Annotated in this window: 27 protein-coding genes and 1 riboswitch; of the genes, 10 read left to right on the top strand and 17 right to left on the bottom strand. The window is 70.9% G+C overall.

Annotation, left to right across the window (positions count from 1 at the left end):
• Positions 1-164 precede the first annotated feature (164 nt).
• The 3 genes from catA (at position 165) to catC (ending at position 2,653) form a co-directional block, all read left to right on the top strand.
• A complete protein-coding gene (gene catA / locus VP06_RS11750; protein ID WP_048463949.1) occupies positions 165-1,097 on the top strand; it encodes a catechol 1,2-dioxygenase in 933 nt (310 codons plus the stop codon).
• Between the two features lie 88 nt (positions 1,098-1,185).
• Positions 1,186-2,325, top strand: coding sequence for a muconate/chloromuconate family cycloisomerase (locus VP06_RS11745; protein WP_245291150.1), 1,140 nt, complete (start codon positions 1,186-1,188; stop codon positions 2,323-2,325).
• Between the two features lie 49 nt (positions 2,326-2,374).
• A complete protein-coding gene (gene catC / locus VP06_RS11740; RefSeq protein ID WP_048463947.1) occupies positions 2,375-2,653 on the top strand; it encodes a muconolactone Delta-isomerase in 279 nt (92 codons plus the stop codon).
• 194 nt (positions 2,654-2,847) lie between these two features.
• On the opposite strand, the gene VP06_RS11735 is transcribed toward catC, so the two are convergent.
• Both VP06_RS11735 and VP06_RS11730 read right to left on the bottom strand, forming a co-directional pair.
• Positions 2,848-3,765, bottom strand: coding sequence for an alpha/beta fold hydrolase (locus VP06_RS11735; protein ID WP_048463946.1), 918 nt, complete (start codon positions 3,763-3,765; stop codon positions 2,848-2,850).
• Between the two features lie 105 nt (positions 3,766-3,870).
• Positions 3,871-4,698, bottom strand: a complete 828-nt coding sequence (locus tag VP06_RS11730; RefSeq protein WP_053081728.1) for an alpha/beta fold hydrolase — start codon at positions 4,696-4,698, stop codon at positions 3,871-3,873.
• 70 nt (positions 4,699-4,768) lie between these two features.
• Here VP06_RS11730 and VP06_RS11725 point away from each other — a divergent pair, with 70 nt between their 5' ends.
• Positions 4,769-5,440 (top strand): TetR/AcrR family transcriptional regulator, encoded by a 672-nt coding sequence (locus tag VP06_RS11725; protein WP_425350905.1) that lies wholly within the window; start codon positions 4,769-4,771, stop codon positions 5,438-5,440.
• A gap of 68 nt (positions 5,441-5,508) precedes the next feature.
• Here VP06_RS11725 and VP06_RS11720 read toward each other — a convergent pair whose 3' ends face one another.
• Both VP06_RS11720 and VP06_RS11715 read right to left on the bottom strand, forming a co-directional pair.
• Entirely contained in the window at positions 5,509-6,870 is a 1,362-nt protein-coding gene (locus VP06_RS11720; RefSeq protein ID WP_048463944.1) for an MFS transporter, read from the bottom strand.
• Positions 6,871-6,981: 111 nt separating this feature from the next.
• A complete protein-coding gene (locus tag VP06_RS11715; protein WP_053081725.1) occupies positions 6,982-8,070 on the bottom strand; it encodes a Gfo/Idh/MocA family protein in 1,089 nt (362 codons plus the stop codon).
• Between the two features lie 450 nt (positions 8,071-8,520).
• Here VP06_RS11715 and VP06_RS11710 point away from each other — a divergent pair, with 450 nt between their 5' ends.
• Together VP06_RS11710 and VP06_RS11705 are read left to right on the top strand one after the other, a co-directional pair.
• A complete protein-coding gene (locus tag VP06_RS11710; RefSeq protein WP_048463943.1) occupies positions 8,521-9,147 on the top strand; it encodes a nuclear transport factor 2 family protein in 627 nt (208 codons plus the stop codon).
• Between the two features lie 106 nt (positions 9,148-9,253).
• The gene (locus VP06_RS11705) at positions 9,254-10,060 is read left to right on the top strand and encodes a sugar phosphate isomerase/epimerase family protein (protein ID WP_048463942.1); all 807 of its coding nucleotides are present in this window, start codon (positions 9,254-9,256) and stop codon (positions 10,058-10,060) included.
• 39 nt (positions 10,061-10,099) lie between these two features.
• On the opposite strand, the gene VP06_RS11700 is transcribed toward VP06_RS11705, so the two are convergent.
• Together VP06_RS11700 and VP06_RS11695 are read right to left on the bottom strand one after the other, a co-directional pair.
• A complete protein-coding gene (locus VP06_RS11700; RefSeq protein WP_048463956.1) occupies positions 10,100-10,885 on the bottom strand; it encodes an IclR family transcriptional regulator in 786 nt (261 codons plus the stop codon).
• Positions 10,886-11,006: 121 nt separating this feature from the next.
• Entirely contained in the window at positions 11,007-11,966 is a 960-nt protein-coding gene (locus VP06_RS11695; protein ID WP_048463941.1) for a LysR family transcriptional regulator, read from the bottom strand.
• Between the two features lie 107 nt (positions 11,967-12,073).
• Between VP06_RS11695 and VP06_RS11690 the strand changes: the two genes are divergently transcribed.
• Genes VP06_RS11690 through VP06_RS11680 form a run of 3 tightly spaced genes read left to right on the top strand, consistent with a single transcriptional unit; the run spans position 12,074 to position 14,392 of the window.
• Positions 12,074-12,379, top strand: a complete 306-nt coding sequence (locus VP06_RS11690) for a Dabb family protein (RefSeq protein WP_048463940.1) — start codon at positions 12,074-12,076, stop codon at positions 12,377-12,379.
• Between the two features lie 3 nt (positions 12,380-12,382).
• Positions 12,383-13,468, top strand: coding sequence for a maleylacetate reductase (locus tag VP06_RS11685; RefSeq protein ID WP_048463939.1), 1,086 nt, complete (start codon positions 12,383-12,385; stop codon positions 13,466-13,468).
• Positions 13,469-13,528: 60 nt separating this feature from the next.
• Positions 13,529-14,392, top strand: a complete 864-nt coding sequence (locus VP06_RS11680) for an intradiol ring-cleavage dioxygenase (RefSeq protein ID WP_048463938.1) — start codon at positions 13,529-13,531, stop codon at positions 14,390-14,392.
• 715 nt (positions 14,393-15,107) lie between these two features.
• On the opposite strand, the gene VP06_RS11675 is transcribed toward VP06_RS11680, so the two are convergent.
• From VP06_RS11675 to VP06_RS11660, 4 genes are all read right to left on the bottom strand, one after another.
• Entirely contained in the window at positions 15,108-16,133 is a 1,026-nt protein-coding gene (locus VP06_RS11675; RefSeq protein WP_048463937.1) for a 5-oxoprolinase subunit C family protein, read from the bottom strand.
• Positions 16,130-16,852 (bottom strand): 5-oxoprolinase subunit B family protein, encoded by a 723-nt coding sequence (locus VP06_RS11670; protein ID WP_048463936.1) that lies wholly within the window; start codon positions 16,850-16,852, stop codon positions 16,130-16,132. Before VP06_RS11670 ends, VP06_RS11675 begins: the two co-directional genes overlap by 4 nt.
• Positions 16,853-16,856: 4 nt before the next feature.
• Positions 16,857-17,618 carry a 5-oxoprolinase subunit PxpA gene (locus tag VP06_RS11665; RefSeq protein ID WP_048463935.1) on the bottom strand — a complete coding sequence of 254 codons (762 nt, stop codon included), beginning with the start codon at positions 17,616-17,618 and terminating at the stop codon, positions 16,857-16,859.
• 89 nt (positions 17,619-17,707) lie between these two features.
• The gene (locus VP06_RS11660; RefSeq protein ID WP_063928379.1) at positions 17,708-17,917 is read right to left on the bottom strand and encodes a hypothetical protein; all 210 of its coding nucleotides are present in this window, start codon (positions 17,915-17,917) and stop codon (positions 17,708-17,710) included.
• A gap of 337 nt (positions 17,918-18,254) precedes the next feature.
• Here VP06_RS11660 and VP06_RS11655 point away from each other — a divergent pair, with 337 nt between their 5' ends.
• A complete protein-coding gene (locus tag VP06_RS11655) occupies positions 18,255-18,824 on the top strand; it encodes a hypothetical protein (RefSeq protein WP_048463934.1) in 570 nt (189 codons plus the stop codon).
• A gap of 7 nt (positions 18,825-18,831) precedes the next feature.
• On the opposite strand, the gene VP06_RS11650 is transcribed toward VP06_RS11655, so the two are convergent.
• From VP06_RS11650 to VP06_RS11625, 7 genes are all read right to left on the bottom strand, one after another.
• Positions 18,832-19,584 (bottom strand): sulfite exporter TauE/SafE family protein, encoded by a 753-nt coding sequence (locus VP06_RS11650; RefSeq protein ID WP_048463954.1) that lies wholly within the window; start codon positions 19,582-19,584, stop codon positions 18,832-18,834.
• 25 nt (positions 19,585-19,609) lie between these two features.
• Positions 19,610-19,816 (bottom strand): hypothetical protein, encoded by a 207-nt coding sequence (locus VP06_RS11645; protein ID WP_048463933.1) that lies wholly within the window; start codon positions 19,814-19,816, stop codon positions 19,610-19,612.
• 169 nt (positions 19,817-19,985) lie between these two features.
• The gene (locus VP06_RS11640; RefSeq protein ID WP_342586813.1) at positions 19,986-20,294 is read right to left on the bottom strand and encodes an ACT domain-containing protein; all 309 of its coding nucleotides are present in this window, start codon (positions 20,292-20,294) and stop codon (positions 19,986-19,988) included.
• Positions 20,267-20,389 (bottom strand): ACT domain-containing protein, encoded by a 123-nt coding sequence (locus VP06_RS38725; RefSeq protein ID WP_342586812.1) that lies wholly within the window; start codon positions 20,387-20,389, stop codon positions 20,267-20,269. Before VP06_RS38725 ends, VP06_RS11640 begins: the two co-directional genes overlap by 28 nt.
• Entirely contained in the window at positions 20,386-20,823 is a 438-nt protein-coding gene (locus VP06_RS11635; RefSeq protein WP_048463932.1) for an acyl-CoA thioesterase, read from the bottom strand. Before VP06_RS11635 ends, VP06_RS38725 begins: the two co-directional genes overlap by 4 nt.
• Before the next feature lie 72 nt (positions 20,824-20,895).
• Entirely contained in the window at positions 20,896-21,723 is an 828-nt protein-coding gene (locus VP06_RS11630) for an aldo/keto reductase (protein ID WP_048463931.1), read from the bottom strand.
• Between the two features lie 208 nt (positions 21,724-21,931).
• A complete protein-coding gene (locus VP06_RS11625) occupies positions 21,932-23,146 on the bottom strand; it encodes an ABC transporter substrate-binding protein (RefSeq protein WP_048463930.1) in 1,215 nt (404 codons plus the stop codon).
• Positions 23,147-23,428: 282 nt separating this feature from the next.
• Positions 23,429-23,628, top strand: a riboswitch (cobalamin riboswitch).
• Positions 23,629-23,753: the final 125 nt, after the last annotated feature.

Here is a 23,753-nt window from a genome sequence, read left to right as displayed (position 1 = left end):
CCGAAGATGCTGACGCATCCGGCCGCTGACCCAATCTCGAATTTTCGATGCCAAGCCAAAGACTTGGTCAAAATTCGAGACCGGCACCAAAGGTCGTTTTCAACGACCGTTGGTATCAGTCTCGGCCGAACCGACGACGAACGAGATCGACCAAGGAGGAAACGATGACCGACTCCCTCATGCACCGCATCGACGTCCAGGCGCTCCTGGACAAGGCGGCCGGGCTCGACACCGACACCGGCGACAGGCGCCTGAAGCAGATCATCCGCCGCGTCCTGGCCGATGCGTTCCGCACGATCGAGGAGTTCGGTGTCACGCCGACCGAGTTCTGGCGCGCGGTCGACTACGTCACGCGGCTCGGGCAATCGAACGAGGCGGGTCTCCTGGTCGCGGGCCTGGGGCTGGAGCACTTCCTCGACATCCTGATGGACGAGGAGGAGCGCAAGGCCGGATTGCAGGGGGGAACGCCGCGCACGATCGAGGGCCCGCTGTGGCTGGCCGGCGCCCCCTTGGAGCGCGGGGAGGTCCGGCTGGACCAGGACCCGGAGAGCGACGCCGAGACGATCGTCATGGACGGGCAGGTCCGCGATCCGGACGGCAACCCGATCCCGGGCGCCATCGTCGATGTCTGGCACGCCAACACCAAGGGTGGGTACTCGTTCTTCGACTCGTCGCAATCGGCCTGGAACCTCCGCCGCCGGATCGAGACGGACCGGGACGGGCGCTACCGGTTCCGCTCGATCATGCCGGCGGGCTACGGCTGTCCGCCGGAGGGGACCACCCAGGCGCTTCTCGACCGGATCGGGCGGCACGGGCAGCGCCCGGCGCACATCCACTTCTTCGTCGAGGCACCCGGCTATCGCAAGCTCACGACGCAGATCAACATCGCCGGGGACAAGTATCTCCACGAAGACTTCGCTTTCGCGACCCGCGACGAGCTCATCGTCGAGGCCCGGCGCGAGGCCGACCCGGAGGCGATCGCGCGGCACGGGCTGAACGCCCCGTTCTCGACGCTCACCTTCGACTTCACGCTCAACCGGGAGGCGGACCACCTGCCCGACGCGGTGGTCCTGCGCGAGCACGCGACCGCGGCCTGAACTCTCGAACTCGCGGCGGCGCTCCCGGCCGCCGCGACCCTCGCTCACAATCATCGGACTTTGCGTCATGCTGCCTATCGCGAGAGACATGGACGCTGCGGCGCAGCGCGACCTGGTCGTGCAGGCGATCGAGACGATCATCGTCGACGTTCCGACTTTGCGACAACACAAGTTGTCGCAAACCTCGGTCACGGCCCAGAACTACGTGCTGGTGCGCTTGCGCCTCGCCGGCGGCGCGGAGGGCATCGGCGAGGCGGCAACCCTCGGGGGGCCGCGCTGGTCCGAGGAGAGCGTCGAGGCAATCAAGGCGAATATCGACGCCTATCTCGGTCCCGCGATCCAGGGGATGAGGGCCGACCTCTTCGAGGAGGCCGGGCGGCGGATGGATCTCGCCGCCAAGCGCAACAACGCCGCCAAGGGGGCGGTCGAGACGGCCCTGTTCGACGCCGTTGGCAAGGCCCTCGGCGTTCCGGCCTCGACCCTGCTGGGCGGCGCCGTGCGCGACAGGATCCCGGTCCTGTGGACCCTCGCCTCGGGCGATGTCGGCCAGGAGATCGAGGAGGCCCGGGAGAAGCTGCACCGGCGCCTGCACCGGACCTTCAAGGTGAAGATCGGCGCCGCAGCGCCGGAGGTCGACCTGGACCGGATGCGGCGGCTCGTCGATGCGCTGGCGGGACGCGCCGAGTTCATCGTCGACGCGAACCAGGCCTGGGACGAGGCGGCCTCGGCGCGGTGCCTGCCGGTGCTCAGGGAGCTGGGCGTCCGGCTCGTCGAGCAGCCGGTGCCCGCCTGGAACGTGCCGGCCATGGCTCGCCTGCGGCAGCGCCCGGACGTTCCGCCGTTGCTGGCGGACGAATCGGTGTTCGACGCCCACGACATGCTGAGGGTGGCGAGCGCTGGCGCCGCCGACGCGGTCTCGCTCAAGATCGTCAAGCATGCCGGGCTCCTCGGCACTCGCAAGGTGGCGGCGGTCGCCGAGGCCGCGGGGATCGGCCTCTACGGCGGATGCTTGCTCGAAAGCTCGGTCGGCGCGGCGGCGCACCTCCAGGTCTTCTCGACCTTCCGGGATCTGGCCTGGGGCTGCGAGCATTTCGGGCCGCAGATCCTGAGGGAGGATCTCGTCCGGGAGCCGCTGCACTTCGCCGATTTCCACGTCCACATCCCGAGCGGACCTGGTCTCGGTGTCCTCCTCGACGAGGGACAGATCGACAAATTCGCCAGGCGCTGAGCCGTCCCGCGGCAGCCAGCCTTCACGACCCACGAGAGGGATCCAGCCCATGCTTTATCACGTCAGGATGGACGTTCATCCGCCCGTCGATCATCGCAGCGTCGACTTCGAGCAGCTGAAGGTGGAGGAGAAGCGCATCGCGCAGGAGCTTCAACGTGACGGCAAGTGGCTGCACCTGTGGCGCATCGCCGGGCATTACGCGAACGTCTCGATCTTCGATGTCGCAGATCACGACGAGCTGCATCGGATCTTGACGTCCCTGCCGCTCTTTCCGTTCATGAGCATCGACGTGACACCGCTCGCGCAGCACCCCTCGTCGCTCCGCTGACATCATGACCGGTCCGTGATCTCGTGAACGCGCGGTCGGTCGGCCGCGGAGGCGGGCGACAGGTCGACCGCCCTCGCGGACCCTCGAGAAGGGATGGTCGCGCGACCTGCTGCCGGGCGCAGGCCCGGATCTCGGGGTCGACCGCTCAGCCCGCGGCGCTGCCGCGGGCGCCATCGACTCCTCGATGGCCGGGATCAGGCTGTCGGCCTCTCTCGTCGGCCGAGGAAGGGGCCGAGCTGTGCCAGCACCTCGTCCGGCGCGTCCTCCGGTTGCAGATGGCCGCCCGGTATGCCGCGACCATCGACGTCGTCGGCCCAGCGGCGCCAGATCTCGACCGGGGACGGACGCCCGGAGATCGCCTCGGCTTCGGGCCAGAGCACCCGCACCGGGCAGGACAGCCGGTGTCCTGCGGACCGGTCCGCCGCGTCGAGCGCGAGATCCTCGTCGAGGGCCGCCCGGTAATCCTCGCAGATCATGTGACGCACGACAGGATCGCGAAAAGCGCTCCGATAGGCCTCGCGGGCGGGCGCCTCGATGATGTCGCGACCACCCGTCATCCGGTCGAGGGCCCGATCGAGGAAGGCGTCGGGATCAGCCGCGAGCAGGCGCTCGGGCAGGTCCGCCTCCTGGGCGAACAGGAACCAGTGGAAGTTGCGCGCGGCAAAGCGATGGTCGACCCCCGCCAGGGCATCGAGCGTCGGCACGACCGTCAGGGACGCGAAGGCGGTGACGCAGCGCGGGTGGTCGAGGGCGAGGCGGTAGCCGACCCGCGCGCCCCGGTCGTGACCGACGAGGTCGAAGCGGTCGTGGCCGAGACTCCGCATCAGCGCGACGAGCGCATCCCCGACCCGCCGCTTGGTCCAGCGCAGGGCGGACCCGAGCGGCCGGCTGGCGCCGTAGCCCGGCAGATCCGGGACGACGACTGTGTGGCGGGACGCCAGGGCGGGAGCGACCTTGCGCCAAGCGACATGGGTCTGCGGATAGCCGTGGAGCAGCAGCACCGGCGGCCCGTGACCGCCGATCGCACCGGCGAAGCGAACCGTGCCGGCCTCGACGTCGAGGTGGCGGAACTCGGGGAAGAAGGCGGGTGAGGTGTCGGGAGACGGACGCATCGGGGAGAGATCCTGCTCGGGAGCGCGACCGGGGGCCGGGTCCGTGGGACGGCGTGAGCGGCAGCATCGCCCCCGGTCGGAGAGGCGCCGTTCGGCCGCCCGCGCTCAGCCGGCCGCGAAGGCGGCGAGTTCGCGGTTGAAGCGTTCCGACCGCTCGTAGAAGGGAGCGTGCGCGGCGCCCTCGTAGACGGAGAGGCGCGCGGCTGGATTGAGGGCGAGCAGGCGGGCCGACATCTCGCGACGCACGTGCCGGTCCTCGTCGCCCCAGGTCGCCAGCAGGCGCGGCACTGCGGCCCAGGCTTCGTCCAATCCCTCGTGGCCGATGCGTCCGACCGCCTGATGCATCTCGCGCGGCACCATGGCGTTGAAGGCCAGCATGCGGCGGAACTCGGCTTCGGGCGGGGGAACGGCAAAGCAGGCCGACAGGAAGCTGGCGACGGCGTCGCAGCGCGTCGCCAGGTCGGGCGAGGCGAGCGGATCGCGGTGCGCGAGGGCCGCAACGCCGAGAAGCTCGGGCGCCAGCTTCGTGACCGCCCCGACGACGTTGACCGCCGCGACGCGGTCGTGGCCGTAGCGCAGCAGGTAGTGGCCGGCGACGAGCGCGCCGAGGGACCAGCCGACCACGATCGGGCGGCGAAAGCCGGCGGCCTCGATCACGGCGTGGAGATCATCGGCCCAGAGCGCGGCATCCTCGTAGGCGGCGAGGCTGTCCGGCTTCGACGAGTTCCCGTGCCCGCGCAGATCGTAGGCCACGAGGTGACAGGTCTCCGCCAAAAGCCCTTCGGTCTGCCGCGACCAGCTGAGAGAGCTCTGGCCGAGCCCGTGAACCAGGACGATCTCCGGACCGGACTGGTTGCCGTGACGCTCCGCCACGAGCTCAAGCCCGTCGACGGTGCGGATGCCGAAGCGCCCGCCGTGGGAGGAAGGGACCATCGTCGCCTCTTGTTTGTAGTGATCGCTAAACGATATCGGCTTGTGCGGTCCGGTCAAGAGGTCTTTAGTGATCGCTATGGATAAAAAGGTCCGCGACGGGCGAAGGGGCCCGCGCAGCTTTAACCGGGACGGCGCCGTCGAGACGGCGATGCGCCTGTTCTGGCGACACGGTTACGAGGGCGTCTCGGTCGCGGATCTGACCACCGCGATCGGGATTGCGCCGCCGAGCCTCTACGCCGCCTTCGGCAGCAAGGCCGGGCTCTTCCGCGAGGCGCTCGACCGCTACGCGCTGCGCCCGGGCGCCCTTGACGGTCTTGCCGCGGCGAGGACCCTGGAGGAGGCCGTCGGCGGGCTCCTGCGGGCGGCCGTGCGGGCGGTCAGCGATCCGGACGGCGAGCGCGGCTGCATGGTCTCGTCCGGCCTGATCCAGTGCGCGGCCGAGCACGACGACCTGGCGCGCGATCTTCTGGCTCGGCGGCGCGCGATGCGGGATGCCATCGCCCGAAGCCTCGCCCGCTGGATCGACCCGCCGGAGGCCGGCGAGATGGCGAACTACCTCGCCACGGTGCTGCAGGGTCTCGCGGTGCAGGCTCGCGACGGCGCCGACCGCGCCGCGCTCGAGGGCATCGTCGCGCGGGTGATGGACGGGATCGGCGCGCGTCCTCCACGGGACGGTGCGGCCGGTCCCGGCCCGCAGGGGCGGAAGGGTGCGCGCAGCAGCCGTCCCTCCGGGCAGGATTGACGCCGCCCGCCCGGCACCGTCCCCGGGGGAGGCTGGTGCCCCCGGAAGGTCCCCCTCCCCTTCCGGGATCAGCGGGTCGAGCCGACGGCGACCGGCTCCGTGGCGGCCGGCGCGTGACCGGTCGTGCGCGCCTTGGTGGCCGCCGCGACCGCCGCGAGGGCGATCGGCATGGTCAGCACCAGGAAGATCTGGCCGAAGCTCCAGCCGCCGGCGAGGATGAGGCTCCCGACCGTGGCACCGAAGATCGCGCCGAAGCGGCCGATGCCGGTCATCACGCTCATCCCGGTAGCCCGCATCTCGGTCGGGTAGAACGCCGCCGCGAGCGCGGTCCAGCCCGTATTCGCCGAGTTGATGCAGAATCCCAGGCCGAACAGCAGGGCCGTCAGGACATGGCCGTCGGCCGGCGCCGCGCCGAGCAGCAGGGCGAAGAGTCCGGCGCCGCACAGCATCCCGACGAGCGTCGCGTGGCCCCCGAAACGGTCCATCCCCCACCCGATCGTGAGATTCCCGAGGGTCCCGCCGACCTGCATCATGGCGCCGATCACGGCCGCCTCCGACAGGCTGAAGCCGGCATCCCGGACCATGATCGGCAGCCAGCTGTTGAGCCAGTAGACCGTCAGCAGGTTCATGAACAAGCCGGCCCACAGCGCCAGCGTCGGCAGCCGGTTGGGCGGCGCCACGATGAGGGCGACGGCGTTGCGCCGCCTGTCGGCCGGCTCGGAGACGACGAAGACCGTCCGCTCGTCCGCGGTCCCGGGCGCGATGCGGTTGACGACGGCCACCAGGGCCGTGCGGTGCTCGGGGCGCAGCACCAGGAACCGGATCGACTCCGGCAGAAGCCCGATGCAGACGATCCCGAGCAGGATCGGGAGGATCCCGCCGACCACGAAGACGGACTGCCAGCCGTAATGGCCGACGAGCGCGGCACTGAGGAACCCACCGCCGGCGGCGCCGAGCGTGAGGCCGCTGTAGAGGAGCGACACGAACAGGGAGCGCCGCCGCTGCGGGGCGTATTCCGCCACGAGCGTCGCGGCATTCGGTTGCGCCGCACCGAGGCCCAGCCCCGTCAGGAACCGGAACAGGGCGAGTTCCCAGACACCGGTGCTCAGGGCCGAGAGCAGGCTCATCGTGCCGAAGACCAGCATGGCGGCGATGATGACGCGCCGCCGCCCGACGCGATCGGCCGCGGGGCCGCCGGCGATCGCGCCCAGGGCCATGCCGAGCAGCCCGGCGACGAGAGCCGGTCCCAGGGCCTCGCGCGAGATGCCCCACGCATGAGTGAGCGCGGGCGCGATGAAGCCGACGGCCGCGACGTCGAGCCCGTCGAGGACGAGCACGCCGAGGCACAGGGCGAAGACCCGCCACTGGAATCGCCCGACACGGCGCTGGTCGACGAAATCCTGGATGTCGATGCGAGCTGATGCCGCCATGACAGACTCTCCTCCCGATTTATTGTGAGAACCGGCGGATACGAACCACCGCGAGCGTGAGCACGCCGATCGCAAAGCCGGCGCGAGCCTTCGCCACCGGCGTGACGGATGTCAGGGCGAAGGGACGATGCCGTCCGGCACCGGTACCTCGCGGCCCGTCGCGGCCGCCTCCTTGATCGCCAGCGTCACGGCGAGAGACCGGGTCGCGTCCTCACCCGTGACGCGGGGCGAGGCCGCGCCCGTCACGACGTCGAGGAAATGAGCGGCCTGGAGGGCGTAGACGTTGGCGCCGACCCGTCCCGCCTCGCGCACCTCCAGAGGCTGATGCCATCCGGGCTCGCCGCCGAAGCGGAAGCGCCGCAGCCGCGGGAGGGTCAGCGATCCCTCGGTTCCCATGATGAAGTGCGTGTCGTCGGTCCCGCGGCCGATCAGTCCGGGACGATCCGCGATCAGGTCGAACTCGCCCGACACGAGGTCGTAGGACCAGGGTGAAGCGACGCAGTCGGAGAGCGAGATCGTTCCGAGCGCGCCCGAGGCGAAGCGCAGCAGCACGACCGCGGTGTCCTCGACCGGCAGGTGCCGGACGCCCGACGAGGCGATGGCCTGGACGCTGACGATCTCGCCCAGGATGAAGCGCAGCTGGTCGATCTCGTGGATCAGGTTGATCAGGATCGGACCGCCGCCCTGCGGCTCGCGGTGCCACGGGATGTCGAAATACGTGTCGGGCTTGCGCGACGCGTACATCACCGTCACGGCCGTGACGCGCCCGATCTCGCCGCGGGCGACGTGACGGGCCGCGTCCTGCACGACGGGATTGTAGCGGCGGTGATGACCGACCAGGAGCGGCACGCCCGCCTCGGCGGCGCGGCGCGTCAGGAGCGCGGCATCGGCGACGTTCGCGGCGATGGGCTTCTCGACCAGAACGGGAATACCCCGTGCGATGCAGGCCGACGCGATCGCCAGATGGTCGTCGGTCGGGGCAGCCACCACCACGGCATCCGGCCGCGCGCCATCGAGCATGTCGTCGAGATCGCTGTAATGCGTGATGCCGAGGCTCCTTGCCGCCGCCGCGGCCCCTGCGCCCGGATCGACGGCCGACAGGACGACGGTCGGATCCGCGATGCGCAGAACCCTGACATGGGTTCGACCGATCGCGCCGAGACCGACGATGCCGATGTGAAGCGTGCGGGGCGTCCTCACGTGACGTTTCCTTCTCGATGACGGCGCTACCGCGGCCGGGCGTGGATCGAGGCAAGGGTCGGGTGGCGCGGCGCACGCCCTGTCGGCGTGTCTCGAAGCCGTCTGCCGCCTCGCTGAGGCGCGGCGTCCCGACCACGATGCTTGTTTCTATTTATGAACTGTTTCATATGAAGAACGCGCCGTCAAGGCTGGCTTGGACACCTGCCATTCTGGACACCTGCCATCCTGGACACCTGCCATCGAGCGGCAGCGGACCCAACCGGAACGGACGTGATGCAAGTCCACGATCGGCGCGCTCGCCTCGTCGCTCCTGCCCTGCCGCCCTTGAGCCGTGGGTGATGCCGTCGCACCCACGGAATGGACATTTGCCAGGCTCCACCTCATTGACAGGAGCGGCGACACTGATCATACACAGAAATTGTTTTTATATATGAACTATGAGGCGAGCGGATGAGCGACGTCGAACACGGGCCCGGGAGCGAGGCAGCGGATCGCCGCCAGATCCGCGACCTGTTGCAGGACTGGGTCGTCTGGCGGGATGCGGGCGACTGGGAGCGGTTCCGCACGGTGTGGGACCCGGAGGGCCGCATGATGGCGACCTGGACGCAGGGCACCGCCGACGAGTTCATTGCCATGAGCCAGGCGGGCTTCGCCAAGGGCATCAATATTCTGCATTTTCTCGGCGGGATCTCGATCGATCTCGCCGGTGTCCGCGCGATCTCACAGACGAAGATGACGATCTCGCAACGCGCCCGGGTCGAAGGTGTGATGGTCGACGTCGTTTGTACCGGCCGCTTCTACGATTTCCTGTGCAAGCGGCAGGGGCGATGGGGGATCGTCTTGCGTCAACCGATCTACGAGAAGGACCGCATGGATCCGGTGACGCCAGGCGCCGTGCCGATTCTCGATCACGCGCTGCTCGCGAGCTTTCCCGAAGGCTACCGCCACCTCGCCTACCTGCAGACGCGCATCGGCTACACGGTCAAGCGGAGCATGCCGGGGCTGACCGGGCCGGAGGTCGCGGCGCTCTACCGCCATGGCGAGGCTTGGCTGCGGGGCGAGCCGCTGGCGCTGTGATGACTTCGCCGCGGAGGACGTCTTGGAGTCGCGCGCGGATCCAGGCCCCCTCACGCACGATGCCCGCCTCGGGGCGGTCGCCCGAGATTCGCCGAGGAAGGATCCGATGTCCCTGCTATCGCTCGCGCATTTCTCCGTGATCGATGCCGATCCGCTCGCCCTGATCGACGCCGCGGCTGATGCCGGGTTCGACGGGGTCGGCCTGCGGCTCGTCGCGCCGCCCGGAGCGGCGCCCATCGTTCCGGTCGTCGGCGACGCCGCCCTGCAGCGCGCGATCCGGGAGCGGCTGCGGGCGCGCGCCGTCGCACTCCGGGACGTCGAGGCGATCTGGATCACCCCCGAGACCCGGGTCGCGGATCTCCTGCCGGTTCTGGAGGTCGCCGCAGCGCTCGGAGCGCGCTCCGTCATCGTCTCGGGCAACGATTCCGACGAGTCGCGCCTGGTCGACCATCTCGGGCAACTCTGCGAGGCGGCCGCCCGTTGCGGCCTGCGCGTCATGCTGGAATTCCTGCCCTACACGCAGGTCCGGACACTCGGCGACGCCCATGCGCTGCTGACCCGGGTGAGGCCGGCCGACGCGGGCATCCTCGTCGACGCACTGCATCTGAGCCGATCGGGGAGCAGCCCGTCCGATCTCGCCCGCTACGATCCCGGTCTGTTCAGCCTCGTCCATCTCTGCGACGCCCCGGCGGCGATCCCGGCACGTGCGGCGCTGCGGGACGAGGCGCGCGGCGGCCGGCTCCTTCCGGGCGAAGGTGGGCTGCCGCTCATGGCCCTCCTCCACGCCGTACCGCGGGACGCCGTCATCGCCGTCGAGGCGCCATCGGCTGCCGCGGCCGGCCTGCCGCCCGCCGCGCGCGCGAAGGCGGCCTTCGCGGCCAGCCGGAGCCTGCTGGCCCGTCTCGGCCGCTGAAAGACGCGCAAGCTCTCGACGAGACCCGTCACCGGGCCGTCAGGCCGCGTCCTGCCGCACCTCGCCCTGCACCGCTTCGACGGCCCAGAGCAGCGCGGCGGCGATCTTCTTGCGCAGCTTGTCGTCGAAGCGGACGGACGGGACCGCGACGTTGATCGAGGCGATCACCTCGCCGGACCGGGACAGGATCGGGCGCGCGGCGCCGGTGATCCCGGGCGTCCACTCGTCGAACGAGAAGGCGACGCCCTGTCGCCTGATCTCGTGCAGCTGGTCGCGGAGCACCTGCGCGGAGTGGATGGTGGTGGGGGTCGCCCGGACGAACGCCACCCGACTCAGGTATTGCTCCTGACGCTCCGGCGACAGGTAGGCGAGGATGACCTTTCCGCCGGAGGTGGCGTAGAGCGGCGCCACGTCGCCGAGCCGCATGTGCGACACCAGCCGCTGCGGGCCGAGCACCGTCGCCACCACCTCGGCCCTGTCGTCCTTGAGCACGTTCATCGCGCTCGACTCCGAGGTGCGGGCCGTCAGTTCCGCGAGCACCGGCCCGGCGCACTCGACGAGATCCCGCGCCCGACCGGCGCGGCGCGCCAGCCTGGTGAAGGCGTCCCCGAGAGAGTAGCCCTTCGTGCTCGGCGAGTAGGCGAGCCAGCCGCGCCCGACGAGGTTCTTCAAGAGCTGCGTCAGGCTGCTCTTCGGGATGTCGAGCGCGGCCGCGATGTCCGTATGCGACATCTCGCGGCTGCCGGTGCCGAGCAGCTCGAACAGGGTCAGGACGCGGTCGGCGGATTTGACGGTCGCAGGGGTGTGATCGGCGTCGCGGCTCATCCTGTTCATATATCTGAATTTCGGAGGCGCGAGCAACGGCGTGCCGCCGCGGCCGCCCGCATCATGTCGAGGCATCCGCAACGCCCGGCCCGACAATCACCTCGCGCAGGCAGCGGCACTCTCACCGCCCCATGCATGACGGAGCCCCGGCGGCGGGCCGCTGCGTCGCCCCGGTCCAGCGGTGGGTAAAGGCGTTCGCCTCGAAATCGGCGGCCACGAAGGCGATGAAGGACCGGACCTTGGCCGAGAGGTGCTTGCGGGTCGGGTAGGCGAAGTTGATGCGAAGCCGCGGCAGGTCCCAGTCGTCGAGGACTGGCACGAGGCGCCCCGCCATGACGTCGTCGTGCACGATGTAGGTCGGTTGCACCAGGACGCCGTGTCCGTTCAGGGCCGCCGCGCGCAGGATCTGGCCGTCGTTCGATTCGAGCAGGCCGTGGGCCGGCACCCGCACCGTCTCGGCCCCACGGGTGAAGCCGAGCTCGTTGGGGTTGTTGGCGTAGACGTAGAGCAGCAGGGCGTGCTGCGCGAGATCCAGGGGGTGGAGCGGCATGCCGGCCTTCGCCAGATAGGCCGGGGCGGCCGTGAGGATGCGGCGGGTCTCGGCGAGGCGCCGGATGGTGATGGCGCGGTCGGGCTCGAACTCGCGGGTGCGGATGGCGACGTCGATCCCGGCATCGATCAAGTCGACGTAGCGGTTCGAGACTTCGACGTGGACGCGCACGTTCGGGTAGAGGGCGTGGTAGGCCGGCAGCCGCGGCGCGATGTGCAGCAGCGCGAAGGAGAGCGAGGCGCTGACCCGGAGCAGGCCGCTCGGAGCGAGCGCCGCGCCGGTGAGTTCGGCCTCGCTGTCGGCCACGTCCGCCAGGATGCTGCGGGCGCGCACCAGGAGCTTGCCGCCCTCGTCGGTGAGCGAGAGGGTGCGGGTGCTGCGCCGCACCAGCAGCACGCCGAGCCGCTCCTCCAGGGCCGCGAGCGTGCGGCTCGCCGCGGCGATGGACATGCCGCGGGCCTCCGCCGCCCCGCTGATGCTGCCGATCTCGGCGACCGCCACGAAGAGGTCGAGCTGGCCGAGACGATCCATTTTCTCAGATCCTGCAAAACTGATTCACGCGCGGACCATCTTATGACCCGGCAGCGAAAAACTTAACAATCGGGGAACGGAGCTGCCACGCAACGGGAACGGGTCGGATGATCAAGCACATCGTGATGTGGCGGATGGCCGGCACGTCGCCGACCGCAAAGGCGGCCAATGCCGAGCGGGTGCGCGCCGCCTTCGAGGGCCTGCGCGGCCGGATCCCCGGGCTTCTCCACCTTGAAGTCGGGCTCGACGAGAGCCGGATCGACGACGCCTGCGACGTCGTCCTCTACACCGAGTTCGACAGTCCCGCGGCTCTCGACGCCTATCGCGACCACCCGGAGCACGGCCGTGTGCGGGCCGAGCTGGAGGGCCTGCGGATCAGCCGGCATCAGGTCGACTACGTGGTGGGGGCCTGAACGATGGAGGGGTTCCGCTTTCCCGGCCTGCCGACCCGCGTGGTGCTCGGGCACGGCACCCTCGCGGAGGTGCCGCGCGAGATGGAGACCCTCGGGCGCTCCCGCGCGGTCGTGCTCTCGACGCCCGGCCAGCGCGGACAGGCCGAGGCGCTCGCCGGCCTGCTCGGGGAGCGCGCCGTCGGGGTGATCGCGGAGGCGGTGATGCACACGCCCGTCGCCGTGACCGAGGCCGCGGTGGCGCGGGTGCGGGCGCTCGACGCCGATTGCGTGATCGCGGTCGGGGGCGGCTCGACGACCGGGCTCGGCAAGGCGATCGCGCTGCGCACCGACCTCGACCAGATCGTGGTGCCGACGACCTATGCGGGCTCGGAGATGACGCCGATCCTCGGCGAGACCCGCGACGGGGCCGAGCCGGGCCAGAAGGTCAAGACGACGCAGAAATCGCAGAAGATCCTGCCGGAGGTGGTGGTCTACGACATCGACCTGACGCTCGGCCTGCCCTTGAGCCTCACGGCGACGTCGGGCCTCAACGCCGTCGCGCACGCGGTCGAGGCGCTCTACGCTCAGGACCGCAACCCGATCGTCTCGCTGATGGCCGAGGAGGCGATCCGGGCGCTCGCCCGTGCCCTGCCGGCGATCGCGGCCGCACCGCAGGACCGGACGGCGCGGGCGGACGCGCTCTACGGCGCGTGGCTCGCCGGGGCCTGCCTCGGCACAGTCGGCATGGCTTTGCACCACAAGCTCTGCCACGTGCTCGGCGGCTCCTTCGATCTCCCGCACGCCGCAACTCACGCGGTCGTGCTGCCCCACGCCGCCGCCTACAACGCCCCAGCCGCGCCGGAGGCGATGGCCCGGGTCGCCCGCGCGCTCGGGGCGGCGGACGGGCCGCAAGGCCTCCACGATCTCGCCGCCTCGCTCGGCGTACCCACCGCCCTGAAGACGATCGGCATGCCGGAGGCGGGGCTCGACCGGGCGGCCGAGGCGGCGGTGGCGAATTCCTACTGGAATCCGCGACCGCTGGAGCCGGGCGCGATCCGCCGGCTGCTCGACAACGCGTTCCACGGGCGCCGTCCGGACGCGGCGGTGTAAGATCATGGGCGGGCGCGGGACAGCGCCCGCGTGGGAACGCCCAGGACGGGAGAGGCGCCGATGCGCGACTTCAACGAGCACACCATCACGCAGGCCGTGGTCGACCGCTTCGCCGAGACGCCGGACCCGCGCCTGAAGGCGATCCTGACGAGCCTCGTGCGCCACCTGCACGACTTCGTGCGCGACGTCGACCTGAGCTTCGAGGAGTGGCAGGCCGGCATCGCCTTCCTGACCCGCACCGGGCAGCTATGCGACCAGCACCGCCAGGAATTCATCCTGCTCTCCGACACGCTCGGCGTCTCGATGCTGGTCGACGCCATCAACCATCGCATGCCGGAGGGCGCAACCGAGACCACGGTGCTCGGCCCCTTCTACGTCGCGGAGGCGCCCGAGCGGCCGAACGGCGCCGACATCGCCGGCCCGCTCGAGGGCACGCCGCTCCTCGTCACCGGCTCGGTCGCGTCCGCCGACGGACGGGCGCTCGCGGGCGCCACCGTCGACGTCTGGCACGCCGACGACGATGGCTCTTACGACGTGCAGCAGCTCGACGCGCTCGGCGGGCTCGCCGGACGGGCGCAGTTCCGCACCGACGCGGAGGGGCGCTTCCACTTCTGGACCGTGATGCCGGCCTGGTACCCGATCCCCGCCGACGGGCCGGTCGGCGAGATGCTGAACGCCACCAGCCGCCATCCGAACCGGCCGGCGCACGTGCACTTCATGATCGCGGCGCCCGGCCACGAGACGCTGATCACCCACGTCTTCGCGGCGGACAGCCCGTGGCTCGATTCGGACGCGGTATTCGGGGTGAAGACCTCGCTGATCGCCGAGTTCGCCGAGCATCCGGCCGGACGGGCGCCGGACGGGCGGGCGATGGAGCGGCCTTTCCGCCACCTCACCTACGATTTCGGCCTGAAGGCCGCCTGATCCGGCACGGATCGACGGGCAGGGGCCGACCAGAAGTGCGATCGAGCCCATCGCGGGTCCTCGCCGGATGCGCCGCCCTGCACGGCACGTTCTTCCAGCAGATGTTCGGGACGACGGCTGGCGCGCCGTCATCAGGTCCGGACTGCGCCAGATGCCGACCTTCGATCGCGGGTACGCGAGTGGCCGCTCGTTGCTCCACAACGGACCCTCAAGCGTCGCCGGCCCAGCGGCAGCCTTTCCACTCATACCATCGGCCCAAGATGCTGACGCATCGGGCCGATGAGCCATCTCAAATTTTCGATCCTAAGCCAAAGGCTGAGCGAAAATTGGAGAACGGAACCAAAGGTCGTTTTCTTTCGACCGTCGGTATCATTCGTTTGAGGATGGTGCATGGACCATCCGCCGCTTACGTCATCGAAATTCCAGGCTTACGTACTGCGCTACGGCCCGCCCGCGATCCGGCACCGTCATGCCAATCCTCACTCACACCTGGACAGCTTGAGCAAACCCCAACACCCGCGAATTTGCCCGTTTACCGCTTTGCCCGCTTAGAGCATTTTCCGACCAAGTGGACACCGGTCGGTCGCAGAAAATGCGGCAAAATCAAAGACCTATAGCACTGCCCGATTGCAACGTGATCGGGCCGTGCTCTAGGTTCTTGTTTGATCGCAGACGTTTTTTCTCCCGAACTGGCGACCACTTCGGCGAAATCTGCTTAGGGCACCTGGACCCCATCCACCACACCGCCGATCAGGTTGCGGCCGAGCAGGAACTCGGCGCTGAAATCGGTGCGGATCAGGGGCTCCATCGCCACCGGGCCGGCGAGCGCCTGGGCCTCGGCGCGCCGGGCCGCCACGGCCTCGGCACGGTCGACGGCCCGGAAGCGGATCCGGGTGCCGCCCTGCGCCTGCGCGAGCCGCCCGAGATCCGGGCCGATCACCGTGGCGATCTTCGGATAGCCGCCGGTGGATTGCCGGTCGGCCATCAGGACGATCGGCCAGCCCTCCCCCGGCACCTGGATCGCCCCCATGGCGATGCCGTCCGAAACGATGTTGTAGCCCTTGGCGTGGGTGAGCGGCGTGCCATCGAGGAAGCAGGCCATCCGGTCGCCCTTGGTGGTCACCGTCCAGGGCCCGGCCAGGAAGGCGGCGATCTGGTCCTCGGCGAAGAAATCGTCCTGGGGGCCGAGCACCACCCGGATCTCCTCCGGCGGGCGGACGAGCCAGGGCGCGACCAGGGCCTGGGGATCGGCCGGGCCGGGGCGGGCCTCCGCCACCGTCAGCCGGTCGCCCGCCCGCAGGGCCCGCCCGTCGAGGCCGCCGAAGCCGGAACGAGTATGGGTCGCGGTCGAGCCGAGGGTGGGTTCGAGATCGAACCGGCCCGCCACGGCGAGATACGCCCAGGCCCCGGCCCGGCCCGGCCGCACCACGAGGTGGCTGCCGGGATGGAGCGTGAGCGCGCAGGAGGGCGGCAGGGGCGCGCCGTCGAGGCTGACCCGGAACTCGCCGCCTGCGAGCGCGAGGCCGAGCGGCCCGCCCTCCGCCGTCACCTCGACGCCGCCGAGCGAGACTTCGACGGCCGTAGCCCCGAGGGCGTTGCCGAGGGCCCGGTGCGCGGTGGCGTGGGCGAGCGGGTCCATCGGCCCCGCGGCAGTGATGCCGTAGCGCAGATAGCCGTGGCGGCCGCCATCCTGGAGCGTCACGCCCGGGCCGGCGGAGAGGATGCTGAGACGAGGATTCATGCGGCCTCCCGGCGCCGGGCGACGAGTTCGCCGGCGGCGGCGCGGCGCTCAAGGGCGGAGAAGGTCGCGGCGTCGATGGCGTCGAAGCGGAGCGTGTCGCCGACGGCGACCGGGAACGGCTCGGGCCGGTGTGGCGCGTAGAGCCGCTCCGGGGTGCGCCCGACGACGTACCAGCCGGTCGGCATCGGAAAGGTGCCGACCCCCGCCAGGCCGCCGCCGATGATCAGGGCATTCGCCGGATGGGGCGGACGCGGCGTGGCGCGGCGCGATACCGCCAGCTCCGCCGGGAGCCCGCCGAGATAGGCGAAGCCCGGGGCGAAGCCGTACATGTAGACCCGGTACTCCGCCCCGGCATGAAGCGCGGCGACGCGCTCGACCGAAAGTCCCGTCGCCTGGGCGACCGCGCCGATATCCTCGGCGCAAACGGGGTCGTAGCAGCAGGGCAGCGTCCAGAGGGCGGCACCGGGCCGGGCCTTCCCGGGCTGTGCGGCCAGAGCCAGCACCCGGTCGGCGAGGTCGTCCCGGTCCAGGACCAGGGGATCGTAGTGGATCATCAGCGAGCGGTAGGTCGGCACCGTCTCGCGCAGGCCCTCGGGCGGTGCGGCGCGCAAGGCGTCGTCGAGGGCCAGCACCCGGTCGTGGATCGCCGGGTCGACGGTGGTGCCGAACTCCGCCACCAGGGCGGCCTCGCCGGCATCGAGGAGGCGGGGGCTCTGCATCGGATCAGGCCCGGAACGGAGCGAGACGCACGCCGGCGGCTTCGAGCCGGGCGCGCACCGCGCGGGCGGTGGCGACGGCGTGGGCGGAATCGCCGTGGACGCAGACCGAGCGGATCGGCGTCGGCAGGCGCCGGCCGCTCGCCGCGATGATCGCCCCCTCCTGCACCATGGCGAGCACCCGCTCGGCGGCGTCTGCCTCGTCGGTGATGAGGGCGCCGGGCTGGCCGCGGGGGATCAGGAGCCCGGCCTCGGTGTAGCCCCGGTCGGCGAAGATCTCCTGGTGCACCTCGAGCCCCTGTGCCTCGCCGGCCGCGAGCTGGGCGGAGAGTGCGAGGACGAGCAAGGCCAGGGAGGGATCGACGGCCTTGACGGCCTTGGCGATGGCATCCGCCACCTCGCGCTCCACCGCCGCCAGGTTGGCGAGCGCGCCATGCGCCTTGACGTAGGTGAGGCGGTGGCCGGCATAGGCCGCGAGGGCCGCCGCGGCGCCGACCTGATAGGCGACGAGCCGCTCGATCTCGCCGGGAGTGAAGGGCAGGACCCGGCGCCCGAAGCCCCAGAGGTCCGGATAGCCCGGATGGGCGCCGACGGCGACGCCGCGCTCGCGGGCGATGGCGAAGGCGCGGGCCATGATCTCGGGATCGCCCGCATGCAGGCCGCAGGCGACGTTGGCCGACGTCACGACCTCCAGCATCGCCGCGTCGTCGCCGCAGCGGTAATCGCCGAAGCCCTCGCCGAGGTCCGAATTGAGGTCGATGGACAGCATGGCGGGGGCCTCCAGGCAAGCGCGGCGGATGCCTGTTCCTGGCACCGCCCCGGAGCTCCTGCAACCCGCGGGCCGCGGCGCCCCGCCCGTCAGAGCGCCAGGGCGCTGACCGACAGATCCAGGGCGCTCCGGGCGAGCCAGAGCACGCCCCAGCCGATGAGGCCAAACCAGGCCAGCACCAGCGGCACGCCGACCGCCAGGGTGAACACCATGGCGGCCTGGCGCAGCCTGGCCTCGTATGACGCGGCGGCGGTGACGGTCTGTCCCATCACGGACGCCTTCGTGTCGAACTGGATCATGGCGGAGTGTCCCGAAGAGGTCATGCCGGCGCGGTGGCAAGCGGCGGGCCCGGCGGACGGGACGGACGATGCCGGCGGCGGAACGCAGGATGGTTAATGAAGTTCCATCACGCTTGTGAGACCTCATGGCTTGGTGCGTGACGGAGCGGGGCGCCTCTCTGTGAAACAGTGACGTGGATTCATCCCGGTCGCACATGGACGCCACCGGACCGGGCCACTACTGTCCCGGACACGGTCAGGTTGCGACGACCGCCATGGGACATGATCTGCGGCCCGCGCCGAGCCGCGGGACCCTGGAGCGTGGCAGGCGGCGGCTGCCGATGCGGAGGTGCGATCGATGCGTGACGGACTGCGCCGCTCGGCCGGCCTTGCCCTGTTGCTCGGCATCCTGTGCGCGCCGCCAGGGCGGGCGCAGGAGCCGGCCGCCTCCCGCCCCTGGAGCGACCCGCCCGCCAAGCCCGCCGAGGCGCAGGCGGCGAAGCCTGCCCCCGCCGCCGATGCCTCTGCCGCCGCGTCGGCGCGGGCGGCCTCCCCGGCCGCGACGACCGTGTCCCGGCCGCGGAAGGCGGAGCGCCCGGCGCTCGCGCGGCGAAAGGCCGAACGGCGGGAGCGCGTCGCAGCGCGCCCGAACCGTCGGACGGGCGCCGAGGCGTCCCGGCGTCAGCCCCTTGCCCGCGGGGTCGTCCCCGTCCGGCGCGGCTTCGCGACGGGTCCGGTGCGGCTCGCCCGCCCGCTCCCGCCGGATTTCGCGGACGACCGCGGCGTCGACCTCTGGGTCGATGCCCGCGCCAACCGGATCCGCCGGGCCGGGGATGGCGGCTTCCTGGTGATGCGCCGCGCCACCGTCGAGGGCACGATGGGCCGCCGGATGCCGATCCTGCCTCCTCTCGACGACGAGGACGAGTAGCCCGCGCTCACAGCCACGGCCGCAAGGCCAGATGGGCGCCGAGCAGCAGGAGGCCGATCAGGAAGGCGCGCCGGAAGGTCGGCGCCGAGACCCGGCCGCGCAGCCACTGCCCCACGGCCATGCCGAGAAGGGCCGGCCCTAGGGTGACGAGGGAGGCGGCGCCGGCGGCGAGCGGCAGCGCGCCTTCCCGCGCCAGGCCGGCGGCGAGGGCGACGGTCGAGACCGTGAAGGACAGGCCGAGGGCCTGGATCAGCTGGTCCCGGTCGAGGCCGAGCGCCTGGAGATAGGGCACGGCCGGGATCACGAAGACCCCGGTCGCCCCGGTGACGACGCCGGTGACGAGCCCGACCAGCGGCGACAGCCAGGGCTCGGCACCGCCCGGCACCCGCACCGACAGGCCGGCCAGCCCGACCACCGCATAGGCCACCAGGGCAAGGCCGAGGGCGCTCGCCGGGCCCGGCCCCTGGGCGCCGGCAATCAGCCCGGCGCTCGCCACGGTGCCGACGGCCACCGCCGCCATCATCGGCCACAGCCGGCGCAGCAGGCCGCCGAAGCGCGGCCCGGCGAGGAGCTGCCAGACATTGGTGACGAAAGACGGCACGATCAGCAGGGAAGCGGCCTGGGCCGGGCTCATCACGATGGCGAGCAGCCCCACCGCCACCGTGGGCAGGCCGAGCCCGATCGTGCCCTTGACGAAGCCGGCGACGAGAAAGGTGGCGAGGATCATCGCCCAGCCGAGCGGGCCGGACGTGCTGGACAGAAGATCGGTCACGGGATTCCTTCCGTCAGTCGCGGCCGGCCAGGTCCTGGAGCATCGTCTCCGGGCTCGGCAGCGCCGGGGCGGACGCCTCGGCCGGCGGGGCGAGGGGCGCGACCGAGGCATCGACCGGGTGCCCTTCGAGGACGAGGCCGGCCACCAGGATCGCCAGGGCGAGGGCGATGAGCCCGAGCGGACCCGGGCCCCCAGGACTGAGCGGGATGCGCGGCGGCATGACAACCTCCTCCGGTGGTGAGGCCGTCAGCTTGGGCGTCGGCGCAGAGAGCAACAAGCCGTAAGGGGCGAACGGTGCCTTCGTGGAGATCGAAGGATCGGGGCAGAACACCGGAGCACCCGCGCACACCGGCTTTTGAAGTTGCTGCGGTCCGGACTTCCACGAAGCGTCATGATGCGGACCCGGACAAAGCCCGCAGCACCGACATCGCCTCCTCGGCCCGCGCCACCGGCACGAACAGGTGATCGTGATGAAAGGCCGAGACGGCGTTGACGGCAATGCCCTCTGCCGCCAGGCGGGCCGTCACGGCGGCGAGGAAGCCGATTGCGCCGAGCGCGGAATGGACCGCGAGGGTGATCCAGCGGCACGGGAAGGTGGCGGGCAGCCCGGCCCGCGCGGCCTCCGCCTCGGCGAGGATCAGGGTCGTGCCTTCGGCCTCGAGAAACTTCATCACCGCCGGGGCGAGGCCCGCCGGCACTGCGCCTCATCCAGGGTCACGAAGACGTCGGTGCCGGGGCGCAGCTCCGGCCGCATCCCGGCGAGGAGCCGGCCGAGATCGGCCTCGGCGGTCATCCGGCCAGCGGCTCCAGCACCCGCCGCAGCGCCTCCGGCAGCGGCACCGGGCGCTGGGTCGCCCGGTCGACATAGACATGGACGAAGTGGCCTTGCGCCGCCGCCTCGTCCTCGTCGTTGCGAAAAAGCCCGACCTCGTAGCGGACGCTCGACGTGCCGCGATGCGCCACCCGGATCCCGGCCGTGACCCGGTCGGGGAACGCCATCGAGCGGAAGTAGCGGCACCCGGTCTCGACCACGAGGCCGATCACCGGGCTTTTCGCAATCTCGAGGGCCCCGTCGGCGATCAGCACGCTGTTCACCGCCGTGTCGAAGAAGGCGTAATAGACCACGTTGTTGATATGGCCGTAGACGTCGTTGTCGGCCCATCGGGTGGTGATCGGCACGAAGCGCCGGTAGGCGGCGCGGGTCTCGGGGGGCGTGCGGCCGCTCAACGGACAAGCCTCTCTGGACGATCGGGGGAGCGGCGAGCGTAGGCCGGTCCACCGCCGCCAATCAAGCCGCGCTCACGCCCCGAAGGTCTCCGGATCCGGCCCCATCCGCCCCGCCGGATCGTCGAGGGCTTTGATGCGGGCGAGATCGTCGGCATCGAGGGAGAAATCCTCGATCTCCCGGTTCTCGCGGATGCGGGCGGGGGTGGCGGATTTCGGGATCGCCACGATGCCGTTCTGCCGGTGCCAGCGCAGGATGATCTGGGCCGGGCTGCGGCCGTGCTTCCAGGCGATGGCCTGGATCACCGGATCGTCGAGCACGCCGCCGCGACCGAGCGGCGCCCACGCCTCGGTGACGATGCCGGCCTCCTGGTGGAAGGCGCGCAGCGCATTCTGCTGGAAGCGCGGATGCAGCTCGACCTGGTTGACCGACGGCGTCGATCCGGTGGCGTCGATCACACGCTTGAGGTGCTCGATGGTGAAGTTGCAGACGCCGATCGAGCGGGCGCGGCCATCCTCGCGCAGGCGCATCAGGGCGCGCCAGGTGTCGACATAGGCGTTGCGCTGCGGCACCGGCCAGTGGACGAGATAGAGATCGACATGGTCGAGGCCGAGGCGGCTCAAGGATTCCTCGCAGGCCCGCAGGGTCTCGTCGTAGCCGTGACGGTCGTTCCAGACCTTGGTGGCGACGAAGATCTCGTCGCGCGGCAGCCCGGAGGCCGCGATGGCCCGGCCGATTCCGGCCTCGTTGCCGTACATCGCCGCGGTGTCGATCGAGCGGTAGCCCGCCGCGAGGGCGGCCCCGACGATCGCCGGGGCTTCGTCGTCGGAGAGGCGCCAAACCCCGAAGCCGAGCTGGGGGATGCGCTTCCCGTCGTTGAGGGTCAGAACGGCATCGGTCATGGTCGGGGACTCTCGGCAGGGCCTCATACCATCGGCCCACGATGCTGACGCATCGGGCCGATGAACCATCTCAAAGTTTCGATCCTAAGCCAAAGGCTGAGCGAAAATTGGAGAACGGAACCAAAGGTCGTTTTCTTTCGACCATTGGTATTACCGGTGAGCGAGCCCCTGATCTGGGTCGGGCCCCGCCGATGTCGAGCGCTGCGGACTACTTCACCAGCGCGCAGCCGCCCTCGGCCATCGGCCGGAACGCCTGGTCGCCCGGCACGGTGTCGAGGAGCTTGTAGTAATCGTAGGGGCCCTTGCTGTCGGCCGGGTTCTTCACCTCGTACAGGAACACGTCGTGGACCGCGCGGCCGTCCTGGCGCACCGTGACGGTGCCGAACAGCGGATCGGCGATCGGCTTCTCGCGCATCGCAGCCACGACCTTCTCGCCCTCGATCGTGCCGGTGTCGCGCACCGCCCGCAGGTAGGCCAGGGTCGAGGAATAGACGCCGGCATGGTTCTCGGTCGGCATCCGGCCGTTCATCCGCTCGGCGAAGCGCTTGGCGAAGGCGCGGGTGCCGTCGGTGCGGTCCCAGTAGAAGGCGGTGGCGAGTTGAAGCCCCTGCGCGGCCTTGAGGCCGAGGGCATGGACGTCGGAAAGCTGCACGAACAGGGCGGCGAGCCGCATCTCGGGCATCACCCCGAACTCCGCCGCCTGCTTGACGGCGTTGATCATGTCGGCGCCCGTATCGGCGAGCGCCAGCACCTGCGCGCCCGAGCCCTGCGCGGCAAGCAGCGGCGAGGCGAAGTCGCCGGCATTGAGCGGGTGCTTGCTCGATCCCTTCACGGTGCCGCCGGCCGCCTTGAGCGCCACGGTGGCGTCGCGCTCCAGCGCGTGGCCGAGCGCATAGTCGACGGTGACGAAGTACCAGGACTTGAGGCCGCGGCCGGCAACCGCCCGCGCGGTGGCCGAGCCTTGCGCCCAGGTATCCGAGACCCACTGCACCGTGGTCGGCGCGCAGGCTTTGCCGGTGAGGTCGGAGGTGAGCGCGCTGGAGGCCAGCGCCACCCGGTGGCGCTCGCGCATGAGGTTGGAGACCGCCAGCGCGACCGCCGAGTTCGGCAGGTCGACGATGGTCGAGACGCCGTCCTGATCGAGCCAGCGCCGGGCGGTGGCGAGCCCGATATCGGGCTTGTTCTGGTGGTCGGCCGAGACGACCTCGACCTTCAGCTCGCCGGCCTCCTTGGCGAAATCCTCGACGGCGAGCTGGGCCGCCGCCACCGAGCCGGTGCCCGCCTGATCGGCGAAGGGCCCGCTCATGTCGCTGAGCACACCGACCTTGATCGGCGCCTTGGCGTCCTGCGCGAGGGCGGACGTGCCGAGAACCAGCGACAGGGCGAGGCCGGCGGCGCCGGCAACCCGTGAGCGGAACGACATCGGGGAACCTCCCAGGGAGCTTCTTGTCAGAGCTTGTTCGCGGCCCGGGCGGGCCGGTTCGGGCCCTGTATGTCAGGGGTGCGGCGCGGCGTCGATGCGGGATCGGGCGGCGTGGCCAAGAAAGGTGGGGGCTGCCGCCGGGCGATGCGCCAACCTCTCCGATCGTCGCGCGACTCGCTCGCGCCTGAACCGCCCCCCGCAGAGAGGGAGGTGTTCTGGCACGACGTTGCGAACTTGGCGATCGTGCTCCCCGCCACCATTGCTCCTTCGTTACCGAACCGCTAAGCTTTTCCGCGACGGTTCCCTTCGGGGATCAAAAGGGAACGCGGTGAGGGCTTGCCCGAGGCCGCGGCTGCCCCCGCAACTGTGAGCGGTGAGCCTTCCATCACATCGCGTCACTGGGGACCCGCACGGGTCCCTGGGAAGACGATGGCAGGCGACGACCCGTGAGCCAGGAGACCTGCCGTCAGCCGTGGTCACACGCGAAACACGTCGGGCGGGGTGTCCTGACGGGTGTCCGAACGCCGCCATCCCGAGGGGTGGCGGTGGAGGGCTTCGTTCGCGGTGACGTGCCACAGCCCCGCGCCGTCCCGCCATGCCGCTCGCC

The sequence above is a fragment of the Methylobacterium aquaticum genome, from assembly GCF_001043915.1.
Classification (GTDB): domain Bacteria; phylum Pseudomonadota; class Alphaproteobacteria; order Rhizobiales; family Beijerinckiaceae; genus Methylobacterium; species Methylobacterium aquaticum.
This window is presented reverse-complemented; position numbering and strand designations above follow the sequence as displayed.

What these genes read in the sequence shown, in the direction of transcription:
- VP06_RS11690 (WP_048463940.1), top strand. Translation starts at nt 12,074, where the DNA reads ATGATCAAGCACATCGTGATGTGGCGGATGGCCGGCACGTCGCCGACC.
- VP06_RS11700 (WP_048463956.1), bottom strand. Translation starts at nt 10,885, where the DNA reads ATGAGCCGCGACGCCGATCACACCCCTGCGACCGTCAAATCCGCCGAC.
- VP06_RS11670 (WP_048463936.1), bottom strand. Translation starts at nt 16,852, where the DNA reads ATGCAGAGCCCCCGCCTCCTCGATGCCGGCGAGGCCGCCCTGGTGGCG.
- VP06_RS11665 (WP_048463935.1), bottom strand. Translation starts at nt 17,618, where the DNA reads ATGCTGTCCATCGACCTCAATTCGGACCTCGGCGAGGGCTTCGGCGAT.
- catC (WP_048463947.1), top strand. Translation starts at nt 2,375, where the DNA reads ATGCTTTATCACGTCAGGATGGACGTTCATCCGCCCGTCGATCATCGC.
- VP06_RS11630 (WP_048463931.1), bottom strand. Translation starts at nt 21,723, where the DNA reads ATGACCGATGCCGTTCTGACCCTCAACGACGGGAAGCGCATCCCCCAG.
- VP06_RS11695 (WP_048463941.1), bottom strand. Translation starts at nt 11,966, where the DNA reads ATGGATCGTCTCGGCCAGCTCGACCTCTTCGTGGCGGTCGCCGAGATC.
- VP06_RS38725 (WP_342586812.1), bottom strand. Translation starts at nt 20,389, where the DNA reads ATGACCGCCGAGGCCGATCTCGGCCGGCTCCTCGCCGGGATGCGGCCG.
- VP06_RS11675 (WP_048463937.1), bottom strand. Translation starts at nt 16,133, where the DNA reads ATGAATCCTCGTCTCAGCATCCTCTCCGCCGGCCCGGGCGTGACGCTC.
- VP06_RS11745 (WP_245291150.1), top strand. Translation starts at nt 1,186, where the DNA reads ATGGACGCTGCGGCGCAGCGCGACCTGGTCGTGCAGGCGATCGAGACG.
- VP06_RS11705 (WP_048463942.1), top strand. Translation starts at nt 9,254, where the DNA reads ATGTCCCTGCTATCGCTCGCGCATTTCTCCGTGATCGATGCCGATCCG.
- VP06_RS11645 (WP_048463933.1), bottom strand. Translation starts at nt 19,816, where the DNA reads ATGCCGCCGCGCATCCCGCTCAGTCCTGGGGGCCCGGGTCCGCTCGGG.
- VP06_RS11710 (WP_048463943.1), top strand. Translation starts at nt 8,521, where the DNA reads ATGAGCGACGTCGAACACGGGCCCGGGAGCGAGGCAGCGGATCGCCGC.
- catA (WP_048463949.1), top strand. Translation starts at nt 165, where the DNA reads ATGACCGACTCCCTCATGCACCGCATCGACGTCCAGGCGCTCCTGGAC.
- VP06_RS11685 (WP_048463939.1), top strand. Translation starts at nt 12,383, where the DNA reads ATGGAGGGGTTCCGCTTTCCCGGCCTGCCGACCCGCGTGGTGCTCGGG.
- VP06_RS11720 (WP_048463944.1), bottom strand. Translation starts at nt 6,870, where the DNA reads ATGGCGGCATCAGCTCGCATCGACATCCAGGATTTCGTCGACCAGCGC.
- VP06_RS11730 (WP_053081728.1), bottom strand. Translation starts at nt 4,698, where the DNA reads ATGGTCCCTTCCTCCCACGGCGGGCGCTTCGGCATCCGCACCGTCGAC.
- VP06_RS11680 (WP_048463938.1), top strand. Translation starts at nt 13,529, where the DNA reads ATGCGCGACTTCAACGAGCACACCATCACGCAGGCCGTGGTCGACCGC.
- VP06_RS11660 (WP_063928379.1), bottom strand. Translation starts at nt 17,917, where the DNA reads ATGATCCAGTTCGACACGAAGGCGTCCGTGATGGGACAGACCGTCACC.
- VP06_RS11735 (WP_048463946.1), bottom strand. Translation starts at nt 3,765, where the DNA reads ATGCGTCCGTCTCCCGACACCTCACCCGCCTTCTTCCCCGAGTTCCGC.
- VP06_RS11655 (WP_048463934.1), top strand. Translation starts at nt 18,255, where the DNA reads ATGCGTGACGGACTGCGCCGCTCGGCCGGCCTTGCCCTGTTGCTCGGC.
- VP06_RS11625 (WP_048463930.1), bottom strand. Translation starts at nt 23,146, where the DNA reads ATGTCGTTCCGCTCACGGGTTGCCGGCGCCGCCGGCCTCGCCCTGTCG.